At 68.9% G+C, this 15,495-nt stretch carries 11 protein-coding genes; 1 reads left to right on the top strand and 10 read right to left on the bottom strand.

The genetic code is table 11. From position 1 onward, the window contains the following. Positions 1-91 precede the first annotated feature (91 nt). The 6 genes from AB0O36_RS01155 to AB0O36_RS01130 form a co-directional block, all read right to left on the bottom strand. Positions 92-1,606 (bottom strand): amino acid permease, encoded by a 1,515-nt coding sequence (locus AB0O36_RS01155; RefSeq protein WP_365102218.1) that lies wholly within the window; start codon positions 1,604-1,606, stop codon positions 92-94. A 195-nt stretch (positions 1,607-1,801) separates the two neighbouring features. Then, the gene (gene dxs, locus AB0O36_RS01150) at positions 1,802-3,778 is read right to left on the bottom strand and encodes a 1-deoxy-D-xylulose-5-phosphate synthase (protein ID WP_365102216.1); all 1,977 of its coding nucleotides are present in this window, start codon (positions 3,776-3,778) and stop codon (positions 1,802-1,804) included. 151 nt (positions 3,779-3,929) lie between these two features. Then, a complete protein-coding gene (locus AB0O36_RS01145; protein WP_365102544.1) occupies positions 3,930-5,165 on the bottom strand; it encodes a sugar ABC transporter permease in 1,236 nt (411 codons plus the stop codon). A 59-nt stretch (positions 5,166-5,224) separates the two neighbouring features. Beyond that, on the bottom strand, positions 5,225-6,013 hold the full coding sequence (locus tag AB0O36_RS01140) for an ATP-binding cassette domain-containing protein (protein WP_365102542.1): 789 nt from the start codon (positions 6,011-6,013) through the stop codon (positions 5,225-5,227). Positions 6,014-6,317: 304 nt separating this feature from the next. Next, positions 6,318-7,439, bottom strand: a complete 1,122-nt coding sequence (locus tag AB0O36_RS01135) for a substrate-binding domain-containing protein (RefSeq protein ID WP_365102213.1) — start codon at positions 7,437-7,439, stop codon at positions 6,318-6,320. 117 nt (positions 7,440-7,556) lie between these two features. Beyond that, positions 7,557-8,771: an ROK family transcriptional regulator gene (locus AB0O36_RS01130; protein ID WP_365102540.1), complete on the bottom strand. Its 1,215-nt coding sequence runs from the start codon at positions 8,769-8,771 to the stop codon at positions 7,557-7,559. Between the two features lie 225 nt (positions 8,772-8,996). Between AB0O36_RS01130 and AB0O36_RS01125 the strand changes: the two genes are divergently transcribed. Beyond that, positions 8,997-9,155, top strand: a complete 159-nt coding sequence (locus AB0O36_RS01125) for a hypothetical protein (RefSeq protein WP_365102211.1) — start codon at positions 8,997-8,999, stop codon at positions 9,153-9,155. A gap of 15 nt (positions 9,156-9,170) precedes the next feature. On the opposite strand, the gene AB0O36_RS01120 is transcribed toward AB0O36_RS01125, so the two are convergent. The 4 genes from AB0O36_RS01120 to acnA form a co-directional block, all read right to left on the bottom strand. Beyond that, positions 9,171-10,097, bottom strand: coding sequence for a carbohydrate ABC transporter permease (locus tag AB0O36_RS01120; protein WP_365102209.1), 927 nt, complete (start codon positions 10,095-10,097; stop codon positions 9,171-9,173). 33 nt (positions 10,098-10,130) lie between these two features. Then, positions 10,131-11,075, bottom strand: a complete 945-nt coding sequence (locus AB0O36_RS01115; RefSeq protein ID WP_365102206.1) for a sugar ABC transporter permease — start codon at positions 11,073-11,075, stop codon at positions 10,131-10,133. Between the two features lie 16 nt (positions 11,076-11,091). Further along, positions 11,092-12,516, bottom strand: coding sequence for an N-acetylglucosamine/diacetylchitobiose ABC transporter substrate-binding protein (gene ngcE / locus AB0O36_RS01110; protein WP_365102203.1), 1,425 nt, complete (start codon positions 12,514-12,516; stop codon positions 11,092-11,094). A gap of 254 nt (positions 12,517-12,770) precedes the next feature. Continuing rightward, positions 12,771-15,485: an aconitate hydratase AcnA gene (gene acnA / locus AB0O36_RS01105; protein WP_365102538.1), complete on the bottom strand. Its 2,715-nt coding sequence runs from the start codon at positions 15,483-15,485 to the stop codon at positions 12,771-12,773. Positions 15,486-15,495 lie beyond the last annotated feature (10 nt).

Genomic DNA, 15,495 nt, shown 5'->3' with positions numbered 1-15,495 from the left:
TTTCCGCGTCCGGGGCCGTGTCGTGCCGTGCCGGTGGGCCCGCGTGCGTTGGCCCGTACGGGTGAGTCCGGGTCGGTGGGTCCGTGTCCCGTCAGTCCTCCGGTACGCCCGTCTCCGACCGCTCCAGGCCCTTGCCCAGCCGGCTGTGGCTGCGGCCGTAGAGGAAGTACACGGCGAGGCCGATCACCATCCAGATGGCGAACCGGAGCCAGGTGTCGGCCGGCAGATTGAGCATCAGCCACAGGGACGCCAGCATCGACACGATCGGGAGCACCGGCACCCACGGGGTGCGGAAGGACCGGTGCAGGTCGGGCCGGGTCCTGCGGAGGATGATCACGCCGAGGGCGACCACGATGAAGGCGAACAGGGTGCCGATGTTCACCAGTTCCGCCAGCTTCTCCAGGCTGGTGAACCCGGCGAGGAAGGCGATGATCACGCCGAGCAGCAGGGTCGCCCGGTAGGGCGTGCGGAACTTGGGGTGGGTGACGGAGAAGACGCGCGGCAGCAGGCCGTCGCGGCTCATCGCGAAGAACACCCGGGTCTGGCCGAGCAGCAGGATCATGGAGACCGTGATCAGACCCACGGCGGCGCCCAGGCTGATGGCGCCGGAGAAGAACGGCTGGTTCACGGATTTGAAGGCCTCGGCGAGCGGGGCCGTGGGTGACATCTCCGTGTAGCGCTGCATGCCGGTGACCACCAGGGTGACGGCCACGTAGAGCACGGTGCAGATGAGCAGCGAGCCGAGGATGCCGCGCGGCATGTCCCGCTGCGGGTTCTTGGTCTCCTCGGCGGCCGTGGCGACGACGTCGAAGCCGATGAAGGCGAAGAAGACCAGTGCGGCGGCGGTGAAGATGCCCATCACGCCGAAGTTGGTCGGCGCGTACCCGAACAGCAGCTGGACCAGCGGCGAGTGCCAGCCGCTGACCGATTCCGCCTGCGGCTGGGCGGGCGGAATGAACGGCTTGTAGTTGTCGGCCTTGATGAAGAACAGGCCGGCGATGATGACCAGCAGCACCACGGTGACCTTGATGGCGACCACGACCGCGGTGATCCGCGCCGACAGCTTGGTGCCGACGACCAGGATCGCGGTCAGTGCCAGGACCAGCAGGAAGGCCAGCAGGTCGAAGCTGCCTCCCGCATCGGGTCCGGACAGCGAGGACGGGAACTGCCAGCCCAGGTTGGTGTCCATGAGGTGGCGCACGTACCCGGACCAGCCGACCGCCACCACCGCCGTGCCGAGGGCGAATTCCAGGACCAGGTCCCAGCCGATGATCCAGGCGGGCAGCTCGCCGATCGAGGCGTACGAGAAGGTGTACGCCGAACCGGCCACCGGCACCGTCGAGGCGAACTCGGCGTAGCAGAGGGCCGCCAGGGCGCAGACGATGCCCGCGGCCACGAAGGACAGGGCGGTGGCGGGTCCGGCGTTGTTCCTGGCCGCGATGCCCGTCAGGACGAAGATGCCGGTGCCGATGATGACGCCGACACCGAAGACCGTGAGGTCCCAGGCGGAGAGGGACTTCCGCAACTGGTGTTCGGGCTCTTCCGTGTCACGGATGGACTGTTCCACCGATTTGGTACGGAAGGGACTGTTCAGATTCGTACCCACGCGCACACCTCCGAACGGGGCCCCCGCTGAGTGGAGGGCGCCCGGCACGCGAACGGGCCGGGCGAATCACCCATTCAAGGATGATCCTCCCGGCCCGGGGGCTGCAACAGGACGGCCTTCCGGCCGCACCCGTTCGGGTCCTCCGCGGATCCCGTACGGGTCCCGTGCCGGGCCCGTACGGATCCTGTGCGCGTCCTAGTCCACGGTGGCGGCCGGACGGCTGTCGAGGCGGCCGTCCAGCCTGGAGACCAGGCCCGTGACCTGCCGTGCGATGTCGGGGGCGGTCAGACCGATCTCGGCCAGGATCTCGGCGCGGGAGGCGTGGTCGAGGAAGCGCGGCGGGATGCCGAAGTCGCGCAGCGGGACGTCCACGTCGGCGTCGCGCAGGGCCTGGGCGATCGCGGAGCCGACACCGCCGACCCGGCTGTTGTCCTCGACGGTGACGACGACCCGGTGCCGTTCGGCGAGCGGGGCCATCGCCTCGTCGACCGGCTTGACCCAGCGGGGGTCGACCACGGTCGTGGAGATGCCCTGCCGGTCGAGCAGGTCGGCGATCTCCAGGCACATCGGCGCCAGGGCGCCCACGGAGACCAGCAGGACGTCCGGGTTCTCCGCGCCGGCCTCGCGCAGCACGTCCATGCCGCCGACGCGGCCCACGGCGGGCACGGCGGGGCCGACGGCTCCCTTGGAGAACCGGACCACGGTCGGGGCGTCCTTGACCTCGACGGCCTCGCGCAGCTGGGCGCGGACCTGGTCGGCGTCGCGCGGTGCGGCCAGCCGGAGGCCCGGGACGACCTGCAGGATCGACATGTCCCACATGCCGTTGTGGGAGGCACCGTCGGTACCGGTGACACCGGCCCGGTCCAGGACGAAGGTGACGCCGCACTTGTGCAGGGCCACGTCCATCAGGACCTGGTCGAAGGCGCGGTTGAGGAAGGTCGCGTACACGGCGAAGACCGGGTGCAGGCCGCCGGTGGCCAGGCCCGCCGCGGAGACCGCGCCGTGCTGCTCGGCGATGCCGACGTCGTACACGCGCTCCGGGAAGGCCTTGGCGAACTTGTCGAGGCCGACCGGCTGGAGCATGGCGGCGGTGATCGCGACGATGTCCTCGCGCTCCTTGCCGAGCGCGACCATCTCCTCGCCGAAGACCGAGGTCCAGTCGGCGCCGGAGGAGGCGATCGGCAGGCCCGTGTCCGGGTGGATCTTGCCGACGGCGTGGAAGCGGTCCGCCTCGTCCTGGAGGGCGGGCTGGTAGCCGCGGCCCTTCTCGGTGAGGCAGTGGACGATCACCGGGCCGCCGAACCGCTTGGCGCGGGTGAGGGCGGACTCCAGGGCGGTGATGTCGTGGCCGTCGATGGGGCCGACGTACTTCAGTCCCAGGTCCTCGAACATGCCCTGCGGGGCGATGAAGTCCTTCAGGCCCTTCTTGGCGCCGTGCAGGGTCTCGTAGAGCGGCTTCCCGACGACCGGGGTGCGCTCCAGGATGTCCTTGCCGCGGGCGAGGAAACGCTCGTACCCGTCGGTGGTGCGGAGGGTGGCGAGGTGGTTGGCCAGGCCGCCGATGGTCGGCGCGTAGGAGCGCTCGTTGTCGTTGACGACGATGACCAGCGGGCGGTCCTTGGCGTCGGCGATGTTGTTGAGCGCCTCCCAGGCCATGCCACCGGTGAGCGCGCCGTCGCCGATGACGGCGGCGACGTGGTGGTCGGTGCGGCCGAGCACCTCGTTGGCCTTGGCCAGGCCGTCGGCCCAGCCCAGCACGGTGGAGGCGTGCGAGTTCTCGATGACGTCGTGCTCGGACTCGGCCTGCGCCGGGTAGCCGGACAGGCCGCCCTTCATCTTCAGCTTGGAGAAGTCCTGCCGGCCGGTGAGCAGCTTGTGCACGTACGACTGGTGGCCGGTGTCCCAGAGGATCCGGTCCTTGGGGGACTCGAAGACCCGGTGCAGGGCGATCGTCAGTTCGACCACACCCAGGTTGGGGCCCAGGTGCCCGCCGGTCTTGGAGACCGCGTCGACCAGGAAGGACCTGATGTCCGCGGCCAGCTGGTCCAGCTGCTCCGGGCTGAGCCGGTCCAGATCGCGCGGTCCCTTGATGCGGGTCAGCAGCACCCGTGCCTCCTTGCAGTTGCTTGCTGGTTTGACGAGTCTAATGAACCGGCGCGGTGCGTCCGGCATCGGGCGGCCCCGTCCGGGTCACGGCTTTGTCATACATGTGCGGCCCAAGGTGAGCGCACACGCCCCGTACGGGTGGCCGGTCGCACGGGTGTGCCCGGCGCCACCGCGGGGTGGTGCCGGGCACAGGACCGTACCTGGTGCGGGTGCGCCGCTACGCGCGGCCCGCGGTCTTCTGCGTCTTGCGCGTGACCGAGTCGATGACCACGGTGGCCAGCAGGACCGCACCGGTGATCATGTACTGGATCGGGGTGGCGATGCCCTGCAGGGCGAGACCGTACTGGATCGAGGTGATGACCATGACACCGAGGAGGGCGTTCCAGGTGCGGCCGCGCCCGCCGAAGAGGCTGGTGCCGCCGATGACGGCCGCCGCGATCACGTTCATCAGCAGGTCGCCGGCACCGGCGCTCTGGTTGGCCGCCGCGATCTTGGAGGCCCAGAACAGGCCGCCGACCGCCGCGAAGAAGCCCGCGATGGAGAACACCGCGACACGGATCCCGGCCACGCTGATGCCGGCCCGGCGGGACGCCTCGACGCTGCCGCCGAGGGCGAACACCTTCCGGCCGAAGCCGGTGCGGCGCAGCGCGAAGTCGGTGCCGACCAGGACCACCAGGAACAGCAGCACCGCCAGCGGCAGGCCCTTGTACTGGTTGAAGACGGCGGCGGCCCCGAAGGAGACCAGCGCCAGCAGGCCGGTGCGGAGCAGGATCTCGCTCAGCGGCCGGTGCGGCACCTGGGCTGCGGCCCGGCGCCTGGCGTCCAGGAAGGAGCCCGCGAAGTACGCCGCCACGGCGATCGCGGCCAGCCCGTAGGCGGCGGCGACGTCGGAGAAGTAGTACGTGGTGAGCTTTCCGACCAGGCCGTCGGAGTCCAGGTTGATGGTGCCGCTGTCGCCGAGCAGCTGAAGCATGAAACCGGACCAGAACAACAGGCCCGAAAGGGTGACGGCGAAGGCCGGCGCGCCGATCCTGGCGAAGAAGAAGCCGTGGATCGCGCCGATGGCCGCACCGGAGGCGAGGGCGACGAGGACGGCGAGCCACTCGTTCATGCCGTGGGTGACGGAGAGGACGGCGACGATGGCGCCGGAGACGCCGCTGACCGAGCCGACGGACAGGTCGATCTCGCCGAGCAGCAGCACGAAGATGATGCCGACGGCCATCATGCCGGTGGCGACCATCGTGACCGCGATGTTGTTGATGTTCTCGGCGGAGAGGAAGTTCGCGTTCAGGCTCTGGAAGATGACGCAGATGACCGCCAGTCCGACGACCACCGGCAGGGAGCCCAGGTCTCCGGCCCGCATCTTGCGCCTGAACTCGTGCACGTAGCCGGCCAGGCCCTCCTCACGGACCAGCAGCCGCGGGTCCACGACGGGGACGGCCGCGACGGGGATCTCGTCCGCGACGGTCGCGGGGCCGGGGACCTCGGCGTCCACGGGTGTGTGTTCGGTGCTCACTTGCGAGCCTCCCCGGTGCGCGCCGCCCGGCGGGTCACGGCGTTGTCCGTGGCGCCCGTGATGGCGGAGATGATCTCTTCCTGCGAGGTGTCTGCGACCTTGAAGACACCGTTGTTGCGGCCCAGCCGGAGGACCGCGACCCGGTCCGCGACGGCCTTGACGTCGGCCATGTTGTGGCTGATGAGGATGACCGCGTGACCGCGTTCGCGCAGCCGCTCGACCAGGTCGAGCACCTGTGCGGTCTGCTCGACGCCGAGGGCGGCGGTGGGCTCGTCGAGGATGACGAGCTTGGGCTCGCCGAGCATGGAACGGGCGATCGCCACCGTCTGGCGCTGACCGCCGGAGAGCGAGGCGATCGGGATCCGGACGCTCGGGATGCGGATGGAGAGGGTGGTGAGCAGCTCTCGGGCGCGGCGCTCCATCTCCACCTCGTCCAGGACGCCGCGGCGCTTGAGCTCGCGGCCCAGGAAGAGGTTGCCGACGACGTCGAGGTTGTCGCAGAGGGCGAGGTCCTGGTAGACCGTCGCGATGCCCAGGTTCTGGGCGTCATGGGGCTTGCCGATCGCCACCGGCTTGCCCTCCCACTCGATGACCCCGTCATCGATGGGATGGACGCCGGCGATCGTCTTGACGAGCGTCGACTTTCCGGCGCCGTTGTCGCCGACCAGGGCGACGACCTCGCCGGAATGGATCTCGAGTTCTACGTCGGTGAGGGCCTGAACGGCACCGAATCGCTTCGAGACCCCGCGCAACGCCAGCACGGGCGCAGCGGACACGTGAATCATCTCCTTCGCCGCCTGACCGGCGGGGATGTCCTGCATTAACGATTCTGCACCGGCGCCCCGCGGTGGCGGGGGTATGAGGGGCGGGGCGCCGGCCGGAGGGGGAGCGGGCCCTCGTGGGACCCGCGGTGCGGTGGTGCGGTGGCACGGTGGTGCGGTGGCACGCTCGGTGCGCTGATGCGCTGGTGCGCTGATGCGCTGGTGCGCTGGTGCGCTGGTGCGCTGAAGCGCTGGTGCGGTGACGCGCTGCGGTGCGGTGCGGCGCGTCGGGTGCGGCGGGCCGCGCCGGTGCGCGGCTGCCGCGGGGCTACTTGAGGCCGGCCGACCCGCAGGCCGCGGCGTACTTGTCGGTGCAGATCTCGGCGACCGTGTAGACGCCGTCCTTGACCACGGTGTCCTTGATGTTGTCCTTGGTCAGCGAGACGACCGGGACCAGGACGGAGGGGACGCCCTTGGTGGTGGGGCTGTCCACCTTGGAGGTGGCGATGGAGTCGGTCTTCTCGCCCTTGGCGAGGGCCACGGCCATCTTCGCGGCGGCCTCGGCCTCCGGCGCGTAGGGCTTGTAGACGCTCATGTACTGCTCGCCCGCGACGATCCGCTGTACGCCCGCGAGCTCGGCGTCCTGGCCGGTGACGGGGGGCAGCGGGGAGACGCCGGCCGCCTTGAGGGCGGTGATGATGCCGCCGGCCATGCCGTCGTTGGCGGAGTAGACGCCGACGATCTTGTCCTTGCCGAGTGCCGAAATGGCGGCCGCCATGTTGGTGTTGGCGTTCTCCGGCTTCCACTCGACGGTGTCGTACTCCTTGCCGACGTTCACCTTGCCGTCGAGCTCGGCGTGCGCGCCCTTCTTGAACAGGGCGGCGTTCGGGTCGGTGACGGAGCCGTTCATCATCACGATGTCGCCGGCCTTGGCCTTGTCGCCCAGGGCCGTCAGCAGGGCCTTGCCCTGGACCTTGCCGACCTCTTCGTTGTCGAAGGAGGTGTAGCCCTCGATCGGGCCCTCGGCGAGGCGGTCGTAGGCGACGACCGGGATGCCGGCGTCCTTGGCCTTCTTCACCGCGCTCGCGATGGCCTTGGAGTCCACCGCGTCCAGGATCAGCACGTCCACCTTGTTGGTGATCATCGTGTCGACCTGGGAGTTCTGCGTGGTCGCGGACTGCTTGGCGTTGGCGTAGACGACCTCGCCCTTGCCGCCGGTGAGTTCCTTGACCTGCTTCTCGATGAGCGGCTTGTCGAACTTCTCGTAGCGCGCCGTCTGGTTCTCCGGAAGGAGGAGACCGACCTTGATCGCACCGTCGGCCGTTGCGGAGCCGGTGGTGGTGCCCGTGGACTTCTCGCCGGCTTCCTTCGCGCTCCCGCAGGCGGCGAGCGAGACGGCCATGGCGGTGGCGGCGACGGCAACAGCGGCTCTGCGCATCCGCGTGTTCATTTCCTGAACCTCCCTGACGAGGCCGCAACGCTGCGGCCGAGGTGGACGTGAGTCAACCCCGGCCGCAACTTGTCGTCAAGGAGTGAATCCTTAACGAGATGACAACGGTGCCATCCGTTATCTAACTGAAGACATGGGCCGCGGCTCGGCAGCCCCGCCGCCGGTGACGGGCAAAAGCGTTGAATCGCCCATCTCGTTCAGTACGAGCGCCAGCGCGCCCAGCACCTCGGCCCGGCCGCCCAGCGACCCGGTCAGCACCGACAACTGGCGTGCCGCGCTGGGGATCGCGTACCTCCCCACGGATTCACGTATGGGGGCCAGCACCAGTTCACCGGCGTCCGCCAGGGAGCCGCCGAGCACCACCCGGCTGGGGTTGAGCAGGTTGCACAGGCTGGCCACCCCGCTGCCCACGTGCCGGCCCACGTCGGTGATGACCCGGCGGCAGCCGGGATCACCCTCCCGGGCCAGCTCGACCACGCGTTCCATGGTGAGTTCGGGCCCGTGGCTGCCCTGCAGCAGCGGCAGCACGTAGCGGGCGGCGGCGAAGGTCTCCAGGCAGCCGCGGTTGCCGCAGCGGCAGACCGGCCCGGACTCGTCCAGGGTGATGTGCCCGATCTCCCCCGCCGTGCCGCCCGGCCCCCGGTAGATCCGGCCGTTTATCACCAGGCCGGCGCCGACACCGCTGGCCACCTTGATGTAGGCCAGGTCCTTGACGCCTCGGCCGCTCCCCCACACCAGCTCGCCCAGCGCGCCCAGGTTCGCGTCGTTGTCCACGTACACCGGCACCCCGAGCCGCCGCGCGAGCTCGTCGCGCGGGTTGATCCCGGCCCAGCCCGGCAGGATCGCGGTGGAGCCGAGCGTCCCGGACTCCACGTCGATCGGGCCGGGCACGCCCAGGCCGACGCCGATGACCTTCTCGCGGACCGTCCCGACGCTCTCGATCAGCCGTCCGACCAGGTGTTCCGCCCGGTCGAAGCCGGCCGTCCAGGAGGCGTCCACGTCCAGTGGCTCGACCTCCTCGGCCAGCACCTGATGGGCGAGGTTCCCGACCGCGACCCTCAGGTGCGTGTGCCCGAAGTCCACGCCGATCACGATCCCCGCGTCCCCGCTGAGCGAGACGCTGCGCGCCCGCCGGCCTCCCGCCGAGGTCGGCGTGACCTCCACGGTCCCGCCGTCCTTCAGCTCCCGGACGATGTTGGAGACCGTCGCCGCCGACAGTCCGGTGGTACGGGCGATCTCCGCCTGGGTCAGCGAACCCGCGAGCCGCACCGCCCGTACGACCCGTTCGAGATTCGCGCGGTGCAAGGACGACTGCGAACCCGGAGTCTCCACCACTGATCCACTCCTGCCATCTCTCCAACTTGTGAACCCCAAGTCGACCCCTGGGGCTTTCCGGACGTCAAGAGCCGCCGACAACCGGTCATGACCAAAAGTACGAGAGAAGCACAGTCCGACTTCGCGCTGCCGCCATCGAAGCGATGACCTTGTCAGTATTTCCCAGTTTCCTCCTGGATGCCCCTGATGTTTCCTGGTATCCGAGCACACACGGCCATTCAATTGAACGCGTTCAGTCCAGCGGCGGTCGCGCTGGCCGCGGTGTCGGCCCGCCGGATCGGCGGACCCGAGGTGTTGCGGGCGCCGCTGATGGTGGCCGGGCGTGCGCTCCGTGCCCGCCGCAGGCCGGCCGGCCTGCGGCGGGCCGTCAGCGGCTCCTGACGGCCCGGGAACGCCCTACTTCAGCGTCGCCGAGGTCAGGCCGGACTGGATCTGCCGCTGGAAGGACAGGTAGACCACCAGCATCGGGATCATCGCGATGGTCACGCCGGCGAACAGGACCGGCAGGTCGGTCGCGTACCCCTGCTGCTGCTTGAGCTGGATCAGTCCCTGGGTGAGCAGGTACCGCTCGGGATCCGATCCGTGCTGCGGCTGCATCAGCACCGTCGGCAGGATGTACTGGTTCCACTGGCCGAGGGTGTTGAAGATGCCGACGCTGATCAGGCCGGGCTTGGCCATCGGCAGCATCACCTGGAAGAAGATCCGGGTGTCCGACGCGCCGTCGATCACCGCGGCCTCGTGCACCGCGGTGGGCAGGGTGCGGAAGAAGGAGTGCATGAAGAAGACGGTGAAGGGCATCGAATACGCGACGTAGACCAGGACCAGGCCCTGGTAGGTGTTCAGCATGTCGAAGCGCTTGACCATGAAGAACAGCGGCACCAACGCCAGGAACACCGGGAACATCGCCCCGCTGACGAAGAAGTAGTACAGGAACCGGTTGCCCGGGAAGGGGTAGCGGGCCAGTACGTACGCCGCCATCGAGCCGAGCAGCATGGTCAGCGGGACGGAGAACACCATCACGATGAGGGTGTTGGCGAAGTAGTCCCCGATGCCCTTCTCCCAGGCCCGCCCGAAGGCGTCGAGGTTCCAGTTGGAGGGCCAGCCGAGGGCCGAGCCGCCGATCTGGGCGTCGGTCTTGAAGGACCCGAGCGCCAGCCAGATCAGCGGCAGGACGATCAGCAGCGCCCACACGGCGAGGAAGCCGTGCGAGAAGACGTTGAGGACCGCGCCCTCCGAGCCGCGCCCGCGCCGCCCCTCCGGGCCCGCGGAGCCGCCGGAGCGCCCGGCGGCCGCCTCACCCGGGGCCTTGATCACTGTGGTCATGGTGTCTCCCGCTCCCGAAAGGCTCGTGCCGCCCTAGAACTCGATGCGCTCGCGGCGGGTCGCGCGCAGCGTGATGATCGAAAGGATCATGGTCAGCAGGAGCATCACCACGCCCATGGCACAGGCGTAGCCGCTCCTGCCGTAGTACAGGAAGTTGCGCATGAGCACCGTCGCCATGACCTCGCTGTGGTGGTCCGGGCCGCCGCCGAACTCGCCGGAGGTCATGGTGGAGACGAGGACGAACATGTCCATCGCCGCGATGCCCAGGTAGACCGCGGAGGTCTGTACGGAGTCCCACAGCAGGGGCAGGGTGACCCTGAAGAAGGTCTGCCCGCGGCGCGCGCCGTCGAGCAGGGCGGCCTCGTAGATGTCCCTGGGGATGGACTGCATGGCGGCGGAGAAGAGGACCAGGTAGAAGCCGACCCCGTGCCAGATGACCACCAGCAGCAGGCACCACAGGACGAGGTCGGGTTCGTTGAGCCATTCGACGGGGTGCTGGGCGTCCACCAGGCCGGTGCGGACCAGGAAGCCGTTGAGCAGCCCGCCCTGGTCGCTGCGGTACACGGCACCGAAGAGCACGGCGAGGATGGCCAGGGACAGGACCTGCGGGAAGAAGTAGACGATCTTGTAGAAGCCGGATCCCCGTACGCCCTGCACCCCGCCGGCACCGCCCCGCCCGCCCGCGTTCACCATGAAGGCGAAGAACAGGGCGAGCAGGATGGTGATCACCGGGACGAACACCAGGAGCAGCAGGTTGTTCCAGAGGGCGCCGCGGAAGACCTCGTCCTTCATCAGGGCGGAGTAGTTGTCCAGTCCGACGAAGTCGAACACGGGCGACTGCCCGGACCAGTTGGTGAAGGAGTAGCCGAACGTCTGTACGTACGGCCAGATGACGAAGGTCAGGTACAGCGCGAGCGGCGCGAAGAGGAAGCCGGCGATGAATCCGGCCCGTCCCTTGCTGCGGGCTACCTGGCTCATGGTGTCCGTCCCCGGGTCAGCTGCGGCGGTTGTTCTTGGCGTTCGGGTCCTGGGCCGCCTTGTTCACCGCGGCCTGGCACCGCTTGATCCACTCCTTGGGCTGGATGCGCTTGGCCATCAGCTCATTGGACGCGTCCTGGATCGCCGTGTCCATTTCGCCGTACCACTCGGTGTACAGGAAGTTGAAGGTGTCCTGACCGGCCGCCTTGAGGGCCGCCACCGCCGACTGGGTGCCGGGGCGCAGCTTGACGCCGGGGTCCACGCCGTCCTTGACCACGCTGAGCGAGTTCGCCTGCTGGGCGAAGACGGTCGACCATTCGCGGGACAGCATCGAACGGATGAACTCCATGCCGCCGGCCTTGTTGGCCGCCTTCTCCGGGACGATGAAGGGCTCCCCGGCGCCCGCCCGGATGGCCTCGAAGGGCAGCTTGCTGTCCGCGAGCGGCGGCACCGGCAGGAACGTCATCTCGAAGTCGGCCGGGGTCTGCTTGAGCTGCTCGTTCTCCAGCCAGGAGCCGGAGGGGATGAAGGCGGCCTTGTACTGGTTCCAGGCCGTCTGTGACTCCGTGTGGGTGAGGCCGTTGGTGCCCGGCATCAGCAGGCCCTTCTCCACCACCTCGTAGACGGCCTCCACGGCGGCGAGGGCGGCCGCGTTGCCCTCGAAGGCGTTCGGCTCCAGGTTGTCGATGGCCTTCATGGCCTCCAGACCGCCCTTCTTGGCGATCAGGTCCATGATCACGACATTGATGTAGTACGGGTACTTGCCCTGGTGGGCCAGGCCCCCGATGCCGGCCTCCTTGGCCTTCGTACAGACCGCGAGGAACTCGTCCCAGGTCTTCGGCGGCGTCCAGCCCTTCTCCTTGAAGAGCTTGCCCGAGTACCAGAAGCCGAACACGGTGTAGACGTAGTTCAGCGCGACGAACTTGCCTCCCTGGGTGCCCTGTTCGATGGTGCCGGGGATCAGGGTGTCCCGCACCTTCCGGGTCGGGTCGTCCAGCGAGGGCGCGTCCAGCACCGGGGTCAGGTCGGCCAGCTGCCCGGCCTTGAAGAGCACGTCCAGTTTGATCTTCTGCGCGCCGGCGTTGTCGACGACGTCGGGCGGGTTGCCCCCGTTGAAGCGGGGCTGGAGCTTCCCGGTGATCTCCTGCGTGCCCGTGTGGGAGCTGCTGGTGCCCCACTTCCCGTCGAAGGCCTTCTCCCACGCCTTGGCGTAGTCGTCGCCGAAGCCGCCCTTGAAGACGACCACCTCCAGATTGCCCCCCTTCGCCACGCCGAAGGGGTTCTCCTTGGTCACCGGCGCCTTGTCCGGGCCCTTGGTGGTCTCCTCGCCACCGGAGGCACAGGCGGACAGGATGCCCATCGTCGGCACCGTGATCAGTCCGAGTGCTGCGGAGCGCTTGATCAGATCACGGCGTCCGAGGCCCTCACCAGTCGATCCCATGCTTGTCCTCGCCTTCGTCAGAAATGTGAAGGAGGGCCCGGGCCGCTCGTCCGCGGTGGCCCGGACGCGCACAGGTATAGTCCACTTCCGCTCGGGGCAGCAAGATCGGGCACAAGAATTGGCCGACGGTTTTTCCGAGTCGAGACCTGTCCGTCATCTGGCACCGTCCGCGCGAAAAGCGGAAGGGCCGTACCCCCTTAACGGGGATACGGCCCTTTGGTGTTGCCCTGCGAGCGTTACCGCCCGGCGGTCACTCAGCCGCGGATGAGGTTCCGGAGCACGTACTGCATGATGCCGCCGTTGCGGTAGTAGTCCGCCTCACCGGGGGTGTCGATGCGGACGACCGCGTCGAACTCCACGCCGGAGTCGGTGGTCACCTTGACGGTGCGCGGGGTGGTGCCGTTGTTGAGCTCCTCCACACCGGTGAAGGAGAAGGTCTCCTCGCCGGTGAGGCCCAGGGAGGCCGCGGTGGCGCCCTCGGGGAACTGCAGGGGCAGGACGCCCATGCCGATCAGGTTGGAGCGGTGGATGCGCTCGTAGGACTCGGCGATGACGGCCTTGACGCCGAGCAGCGCGGTGCCCTTGGCCGCCCAGTCGCGGGAGGAGCCGGAGCCGTACTCCTTGCCCGCCAGGATGACCAGCGGGATGCCGGCGGCCTGGTAGTTCTGGGAGGCGTCGTAGATGAAGGAGACCGGGGCGCCCTCGACGGTGAAGTCGCGGGTGAAGCCGCCCTCGGTGCCCGGCGCGATCTGGTTGCGCAGGCGGATGTTGGCGAACGTACCGCGGATCATGACCTCGTGGTTGCCGCGGCGCGAGCCGTAGCTGTTGAAGTCGCGGCGCTCGACGCCGTGCTCCGTGAGGTACTGGCCGGCCGGGGTGTCGGCCTTGATCGCACCGGCCGGGGAGATGTGGTCGGTGGTGACCGAGTCGCCCAGCTTCGCCAGCACGCGGGCGCCGGCGATGTCGGAGACCGGGGTGGTCTCCATGGTCATGCCCTCGAAGTACGGGGGCTTGCGCACGTAGGTGGACTGCGGGTCCCACTCGAAGGTGTTGCCGGTCGGGATCGGCAGCGCCTGCCACTGGGCGTCGCCCGCGAAGACGTCCTGGTAGGACTTGTTGAACATGTCCTCGCCGATGGCGTTGGCGACGACGTCGTTGACCTCGGACTCGGAGGGCCAGATGTCCTTCAGGAAGACCGGCTTGCCCTCGGTGTCGACGCCGATGGCGTCGGTGGTGATGTCCACCTTCATGGAGCCCGCGATGGCGTACGCGACGACCAGCGGCGGGGACGCCAGGTAGTTCATCTTGACGTCGGGGTTGATCCGGCCCTCGAAGTTGCGGTTGCCGGAGAGCACCGAGGTGACCGCGAGGTCGTGCTCGTTGATCGCCTTCGAGATCTCCTCGTCCAGCGGACCGGAGTTGCCGATGCAGGTGGTGCAGCCGTACCCGACGAGGTTGAAGCCCATCTTGTCGAGGTACGGGGTCAGACCGGCCTTGTCGAAGTAGTCGGTGACGACCTTCGAGCCCGGGGCCAGGGTGGTCTTGACCCACGGCTTGCGGGACAGGCCCTTCTCGACCGCCTTCTTGGCCACGAGCGCCGCGGCGACCATGACGTAGGGGTTCGAGGTGTTGGTGCAGGAGGTGATCGCGGCGACGGTGACGGCGCCGTGGTCGATCTCGAAGGAGGTGCCGTCGGCCAGGGTGACCTGGGTCGGGCGGCTGGGCACGCCGTTGGTGGCGGCCGGGGCGTCGGAGGCCGGGAAGGACTCCTTGCCCGCCTCGTCGGCGTCGTCCACGTAGTTGAGGACGTCCACCGCGAACTGCTGGGCGGCGTTGGCCAGGACGATGCGGTCCTGCGGGCGCTTCGGGCCGGCGATGGACGGGACGACCGTGGAGAGGTCGAGCTCCAGCTTCTCGGAGAAGTCCGGCTCGGCGGCCGGGTCCAGCCAGAGGCCCTGCTCCTTGGCGTACGCCTCGACCAGCGCGACCTGCTGCTCGGAACGGCCGGTGAGCTTGAGGTAGTTCAGGGTCTCGCCGTCGATCGGGAAGATCGCGGCGGTGGAGCCGAACTCGGGCGACATGTTGCCGATGGTGGCGCGGTTCGCGAGGGAGGTGGCGGCGACGCCCTCACCGTAGAACTCGACGAACTTGCCGACGACGCCGTGCTTGCGCAGCATCTCGGTGATGGTCAGCACCAGGTCGGTGGCGGTGGTGCCGGTGGGCAGCTCGCCGGTCAGCTTGAAGCCGACGACGCGCGGGATCAGCATGGAGACCGGCTGGCCGAGCATCGCGGCCTCGGCCTCGATGCCGCCGACGCCCCAGCCGAGCACACCGAGGCCGTTGACCATGGTGGTGTGGGAGTCGGTGCCGACGAGGGTGTCGGGGTAGGCGACGCCGTTGCGGACCATGACCGTGCGGGCCAGGTGCTCGATGTTCACCTGGTGGACGATGCCGGTGCCGGGCGGGACGACCTTGAACTCGTCGAAGGCGGTCTGGCCCCAGCGCAGGAACTGGTAGCGCTCCTTGTTGCGGCCGTACTCCAGCTCCACGTTCTGGGTGAAGGCGTCCTTGGTGCCGAACTTGTCGGCGATGACGGAGTGGTCGATGACCAGCTCGGCCGGGGCCAGCGGGTTGATCTTCGACGGGTCGCCGCCGAGCTCCTTGACGGCCTCGCGCATGGTGGCCAGGTCGACGACGCAGGGCACACCGGTGAAGTCCTGCATGATCACGCGGGCGGGCGTGAACTGGATCTCCTGGCTCGGCTGCGCCTGCGAGTCCCAGCCGCCCAGCGCGCGGATGTGGTCGGCGGTGATGTTCGCGCCGTCCTCCGTGCGGAGCAGGTTCTCCAGCAGCACCTTCAGGCTGTAGGGCAGACGGGCGGAGCCCTCCACCTTGTCCAGCCGGAAGATCTCGTACGACTCGTCGCCCACCTGCAGCGTGCTACGGGCGTCGAAGCTGTTCGCCGACACGACAGTCTCC

It is taken from the genome of Streptomyces sp. NPDC089799 (assembly GCF_040684755.1).
In the GTDB taxonomy this organism is placed as follows: domain Bacteria; phylum Actinomycetota; class Actinomycetes; order Streptomycetales; family Streptomycetaceae; genus Streptomyces.
Note: the sequence above shows the minus strand (reverse complement) of the source record. Positions and strands in the feature narration are given on the sequence as shown.